The sequence below is a fragment of the Candidatus Nitrosarchaeum limnium BG20 genome, from assembly GCF_000241145.1.
Lineage (GTDB): Archaea > Thermoproteota > Nitrososphaeria > Nitrososphaerales > Nitrosopumilaceae > Nitrosarchaeum > Nitrosarchaeum limnae.
Genome location: NZ_AHJG01000108.1, coordinates 1 through 4,573, shown reverse-complemented (window position 1 = coordinate 4,573; position 4,573 = coordinate 1). Strand labels below are relative to the sequence as shown.

Sequence of the window (4,573 nt, the reverse complement as noted above, 5' to 3'; positions counted from 1 at the left end):
TTGCTGTGCTGCTTGCTGTGCTGCTTGCTGTGCTGCTTGCTGTGCTGCTTGCTGTGCTGCTTGCTGTGCTGCTTGCTGTATATCATTGGATTGTCCATCTGATTGTCCGTTTGATTGTCCGTTTGATTGTCCGTTTGATTGTCCGTTTGATTGTCCGTTTGACACATTTGTAGTTACAGTTGTTGCAGGTATTCCTCCAGGCAATGCATATGCAAAGAACGAACCTGAAGATCCTCCAGTTATCAATAGAACAGATAAAACCAAGGCAGTTGCTTTAGAACTTAGAACATATCTCAGAAATGAAACTTGCAATGTAGATAACCTAAGAGAAAATCAGGTTATGACTTTCTGTTTGTAATCAAATTACAAACGATTTACGGTAAAAAGGGTCAGTTAGAGAAAAAAGTGCTTTCGAGCAATGACTCTTCTGAAATCTTTTTTATGGATTCTTGTGCTTTTTGTGAGTTTTTTGGTAATCGAATTGTAAATGTGGTTGGATTGTTTTTTATAGATATTTTGCCATCATGAGCATCTATAATACTTCTACAACTAGATAATCCCAAGCCAGTACCTACTTGTTTCGTAGTAAATAGAGGATCAAAGATTTTTTCAGATATGGAATCAGGAATACCAGGACCAGAATCTTCAATTTCAATTAATACATCATTTTGAGCATCTATTATTCTGATTATAATAACTCCGTTTTTATCAACAGCATAACATGCGTTATCGATTAAATTTTTGAAGACAACATCTAACCTGCAAGAATCGCACCATATAGAACAGTCATTTTCAGGAATGATAATTTTTACATTTTCAGGAATTATCATATTTTGAATGGTTGATTTTATGATAGACAACAAAGAATACTCACCGTATTGAAGTTCAGAGATATTGATAAAATTGAGGACGTCATCTATTTGATGGGTAATTCTTAAAATAGAACGCCTAATACTATCAAAATTAGAATCTAAATTAGATCCAGAATTATTTTGTGATTTAATTCTAATAATTTCAAAACCATTTTGTATAACAGATAATGGATTTCTAATATCATGTGCAAGACGAGTTGCAAGACTGCCAATTGATGTCAGTCGTTCTTTTTCAAGCATTTTTTTGTTTAGTTCTTTAAGATTTGTGGACATTATATTGATATTTTTACCTAATTCAGAGATTTCATCATTACCTTTTTCAGGATATAACATAAAATTTCCTTTCGCAATATCTTGAGTTACACTTTTAATTTTTTGAAGCGGTTTAGAAATTGATTTTAAAATATAATATCGGATTATCAAAGTTGTTGCAACAAACAAATTTAGAGCAAGAATAATGCTCCACGTTACATTACGTAATAAAGAATCAACATATAATTCTCTTTGATCAATGTTTGCAGTAGTTAACTCTATCGCTTTATCAATTGCAAGATTCATTTCATCAAATGCAAAATCAAAATCATTGTTAAGATTTAAAATTACTATCCCTGACGCACCTGAAGTTTTTAATTGAATCATTTTATTAGAAATAAATAACATTTCATTCCATTTTTTTGCAACAGTTTCAATATGATCAATATCATTTGGATAATTGTTTGTTACAATACTAGAATATTCAGAAAAAGACTCATTAAACAAAAGCTTTGCTTTTTCAATTTTATAAAAATTTGTCTCCAAGATTTCTTCTAATTCTGGAAATTCTTTTTCCGATGCATTTCTTGTTTCATCTTCAATTAAAATAATTTCATTAGTAAGTGAAGATAGTTGAGTTGATGCATAACGCATGTTTTTGAGTGTATTCAATATAGGAAGAGTTTCAGAATTAATGCTGGAAAACGTTTCTTGAACATATTTTGTGTTAATAATAGCAATAGTAGAAATAATTCCAATTAAAATGAACAAAATCGCAACTTCCAGTAGCAATTTACTCCTAATTTTCATAAAATTAATTTCTTAATTTATGACCTAAAGGGTAGCTTGTTAAGAGTAAGCTAGCAAGGCAGGCATTCTTTATGATTTTATCTCCTTGCCGTAGGTAATTGTTTGTAAATAGCGTAAACACACCAAGAGATATAACAAAAAATCATTAAATCTTCATTGAATACCCAAGAAATCATCCTAAATGGAGATGAGGATTATCAAAATAATGAATTAGACGAAATTTCCATCCTTCGAGATTTTGGATTGGAGGAAGATGAAGCACAGACGTATGTTGGTTTAGCTAGACTAGGGTCTGCCAAAGCAAGTGAAATAAGTACATTTACAAAAATTGAGAGAGTGAGAACGTACAAAATCTTGGAGAACCTGAAAAATCTTGGTTTTGCCACATCCACATTATCATCGCCAATTAAATTTTCAGCAAATGATCCTGAAATTATTTTAAAAAACATAATAACAAAACAAAAGCAAAAAATTGAGAATTTAGAAAAAAATAGCTCAAAATTCTTAAAAATATTATCAAAACTAAAACTAAATGAATCGGAAATAGAGACACCAAAATTAACCATAGTTTCCAACAGGGATAACATATATGATCAAATCATAAAAATAATCGATGAAACAAATGATGAAATACATATTGTTTTAGCTCCATCAGACTTAATTCGCATGTATTACACTCCAATGAGAGAAATAATCAAAAACGCATTACAACGGAAAGTCATAATCAAGTTAATGACTGATGATGAGCTTGCATCAAAACGTGAATATATTCAAAGACTAGGAATCAGTTATTTCAAAATTACAACTCTGCCTACATCAGGACGTTTGATTTGCAATAAATCTCAAGTATTGATGTCGGGAAACACGTCATCATATTCAGACAAAAATAGAAATGAAGAGTCAGTCATGGTTACAAATTCAAAAGACATAGTAAGAAACATGCAAAGTTTATGTAAATTTTTGTGGGAAACAGGTAAAGGAATTCATATTGAAAACAAACAAAATAAAAAAGAAAATTTGCAAAAACAATCAACCATATTAGTTGTAGACGATGATCCTGATGCAGTAAACATTTTTTCAGAATATTTAGAAATTAAAGGTATAACAACTGTAGAAAGATGTACTGATTCAAAAAAGGCTATGGAGATATTTAAGAAAATTCGTCCTGAGACAGTATTCTTAGATATAATGATGCCAGAGATGGATGGATTTCATCTCCTTGAAGAGATTCGCAAAATTGAACCTAAAACCAAAATAATTATGGTTACAGCAGACATGAGTGCAGTCACCAAGAAAAAACTACAAGAAGTCAAACCGACGGATGTGATATACAAACCATATGATATCAAGCAAATAATGAGGTGTCTAGAATAGTGATTCAAATAAAAAAATTATTTTTATTTCTATTCATTATCGGAATGTCGATTTCATTAATCTCAAATTATGCATATGCAGAATCTGAGAAAAATAATGTTTCATGGAAATTAACATTTCTTGCAGATAAACAAAAATGTAATTTCTTAGAAGAAACTAAGACTAAAGAGATTGAAAATATTGTTAAAAAATATTTTGAACTCTATAAATTGAGCAATAATTTACTTGAGATGAATTGTGTATCTTCACAACAGTACTTCAATTCAATTAATTCAGATGACACAGATTTGAATATCATAGTTTTTGATAAAGTGATCGGTAAACAAATAATGATGAAACACGGGTATGAGGGATTTTATGCACATTATGGAACAAATAGAATGAATCATCATGTAATCATGGTTTCAACACAACCACCATTTAGCTCTGCTTATGACAATACAGAATTTTCTTGGTTGCTATCACATGAATTGTCTCATTTTATTTTATCATATAAAGGACATAACGTTGATTCGATTGAAAGAATGCTACATGCAAATAAACTACAATATGAGGATTGCATAAGCGATGTAACTGAGAGATGCAGTCAGGTTAAAGCAATCATATCCTCCAATGTGTCAGGACAAAAATTTAATGTGATGGCACCACTCAAAGATGTGGTTAACCAAAATTCAATGAGTTATTTTTCAGACGACCTGTATTCATCAAATGTAGTAAAAAAAGTATTACACCAAATAACAGAGTGGTGGATTAATGGCGTAATTAACGATGAAGATTATCTTATGTTGCTCCAACAAATAGTAGATGTCCCTGTAAACAATAATCAAGTTGTTAAAACTACTCAATTGTCCATTTCAAATGGTTTTTCAATATTAGACGAAACTAAAGATCAGAAAAAAATAGAAAAAACAGGAATAGAACCAACAAATACCAAGATTTACGATATTCTCAGATTTGTTCCATTTGACACATATTCTATAAAATTAGAGTTAAATGATTCTAAAATTCCAAGTTGGTATAAAACTCGAGCAATTTTGTGGCATAATAATCATTTAGAAGACAGAGTATTTTTTGACGGCATAGATGCAATTGTCAGAGAAGGATTAATTCAAAAAAAATGATTTAAAAATTATGCTTTAATCTAATCTGTACATCAAACCAAAAATCATCAAATACCTACCTTGATTCAAGAATTCATTTGATAATCATTTTAAAGGCATTCAAAAGAAGGAAAAACATTGCAGTTAGAAGACTATATCAAAGCG

General features: G+C 30.3%; 4 protein-coding genes. 2 read left to right on the top strand and 2 right to left on the bottom strand.

What is annotated here, in order from left to right; genetic code table 11:
• Positions 1 to 312 (bottom strand): hypothetical protein (locus BG20_RS12365; protein WP_010190942.1); only part of this gene is annotated, 312 nt, incomplete at its 3' end.
• Positions 313 to 389: 77 nt separating this feature from the next.
• Positions 390 to 1,934, bottom strand: a complete 1,545-nt coding sequence (locus tag BG20_RS03385) for a sensor histidine kinase (RefSeq protein ID WP_010190940.1) — start codon at positions 1,932 to 1,934, stop codon at positions 390 to 392.
• 156 nt (positions 1,935 to 2,090) lie between these two features.
• Between BG20_RS03385 and BG20_RS03380 the strand changes: the two genes are divergently transcribed.
• Together BG20_RS03380 and BG20_RS03375 are read left to right on the top strand one after the other, a co-directional pair.
• Positions 2,091 to 3,308: a response regulator gene (locus BG20_RS03380; RefSeq protein ID WP_010190937.1), complete on the top strand. Its 1,218-nt coding sequence runs from the start codon at positions 2,091 to 2,093 to the stop codon at positions 3,306 to 3,308.
• Positions 3,309 to 3,352: 44 nt separating this feature from the next.
• Positions 3,353 to 4,429 (top strand): hypothetical protein, encoded by a 1,077-nt coding sequence (locus BG20_RS03375; RefSeq protein WP_238527473.1) that lies wholly within the window; start codon positions 3,353 to 3,355, stop codon positions 4,427 to 4,429.
• Positions 4,430 to 4,573 lie beyond the last annotated feature (144 nt).